Below are 1,673 nucleotides of genomic sequence, written 5' to 3'. Positions count from 1 at the left end.
GGTCGCCAAGACGGCTGCGGCCAAGTCCACAGCTGCGAAGACGACGTCGGCGAAGAGCGCCTCGAGCCGAACGACCGCGTCGCGGACGACGGCATCGAAGACGGTCGCGGCCAAGGCAGCCGCGGAGAAGAGTGCCGCGGCGAAGTCAGCGTCGAAGACGACCGCCGCCCGAACCTCCGCCGCCAAGACCGCGGCGGCGAAGGCGGCTGCGACCAAAGCGGCTGCAGCGAAGGCCGCCGCGGCCGAGGCCGCAGAAGCCGAGGCCGCCGCGGCGAAGAATGCCGAGGCTGAGTCGGCAGGGACCTCGCAGGTCGGCGAGCCTGCCGTCGAGCAGCCCGCTGTCGAGCAGCCTGTCGTCGACGAGCCTGTCGTCGAGGAGCCTGTTGTCGAAGAGCCTGCCGTCGAGTCCGCCCCGGTCGACGAGGCCGTGGCCGAAGAGATCTCGACCGACGAACAGGCCGCCGATGACCATGTCGACGAGAGGTCGGCATCCGACATCGACGAAGCCGTCACCGACGGCGACGCGGCGGATCAGGCGGTCAGCGGTGTCAGCGCCGCATCGGCTACCGAGGCGATCCGCATCCGCGGTCTGGTGAAGACCTTCGGCGACCACACGGCGGTCAACGGCATCGACCTGACGGTGCCGGCGGGGTCTTTCTACGGCATCGTCGGCCCGAACGGCGCCGGAAAGACGACCACCCTCTCGATCGTGGCCGGACTGCTGCGTGCCGATGAGGGAGAGGTCGTCATCTGCGGCATCGACCAGGCGGCCAAGCCGCTCGCCGCCAAGCGCATGATGGGCGTACTGCCCGACCGGCTGCGCACGTTCGATCGGCTGACCGGGCGTCAGCTCCTCTACTACTACGGTCTGCTTCGCGGTCTCACCTCCGACGTGATCGAGAAGCGGGTCGGCGACCTCGGGAGGGCTTTCGACCTCGGCGAGGCGCTCAACCGAGTCGTCTCGGACTACTCCGCCGGAATGACCAAGAAGATCATGCTCGCCGGGGCGATGATCCACTCGCCTCGCGTGCTCGTGCTCGATGAGCCGTTCGAGGCTGTCGACCCCGTGTCGTCGGCGGTGATCCTCGACATCCTGCGTGCGTACGTCGCACACGGTGGAACGGTGATCCTTTCGAGCCACGGGATGGACCTCGTCGAGCGCGTCTGCTCGCGCGTCGCGATCATCGTCGGTGGCGACGTGCTCGCCGAAGGCACCATCGATGAGGTGCGCGCAGGGCAGACGCTCGAGGCGCGGTTCGTCGAGCTGTCCGGCGGCATCGGAGAGGTGGAGGGGCTCGAGTGGCTGCACACGTTCTCCGACTGAGGGCGGCGCTCCTGATCGGATCGCTCCGCGGCGAACGTCGGGTGCGGACGCTGGTCATGCTCGCCGTCGTCGTGATCCTCACCGCGGTGGTCTGCGCCGCGATCCTGAGCCTCGACGACGCTCCGGTCGCCGTGGCGCGCACGGTCGTCGTCCTCGGAAGCGCCGCGCTGCTCTTGGGCTTCCTCGTCGGCCCGATACTCGTCGGAGCGGTCGATCAGCTGGATCCGCGTCGATTCGCGGTGTTCGGTGTCGACGAGCGCCAGATGCCGTGGATCCTCGCGCTCGCCTCGTTCATCAGCGTGCCCAGCCTCGCTCTGGTCGCCGTCAACGTCAGTGTCTGCATCGTCGC

Annotated in this window: 1 protein-coding gene and 1 pseudogene; both read left to right on the top strand. The window is 68.8% G+C overall.

Going from position 1 to position 1,673, the window contains the following annotated elements; genetic code table 11:
* A partial coding sequence (locus J7E68_RS20335; protein WP_311416958.1) for an ABC transporter ATP-binding protein occupies positions 1-1,324 on the top strand: 1,324 nt, incomplete at its 5' end.
* A pseudogene (locus tag J7E68_RS13785) lies at positions 1,300-1,673 on the top strand (hypothetical protein); the annotation flags it as partial. The gene J7E68_RS20335 and the pseudogene J7E68_RS13785, both read left to right, overlap by 25 nt.

Origin of the sequence: Microbacterium sp. ISL-103, from assembly GCF_018613995.1 — a bacterium.
Taxonomy (GTDB): domain Bacteria; phylum Actinomycetota; class Actinomycetes; order Actinomycetales; family Microbacteriaceae; genus Microbacterium.
The sequence above is the reverse complement of the archived record's forward strand: the minus strand, read 5'-3'. Positions and strand labels throughout refer to the sequence as shown.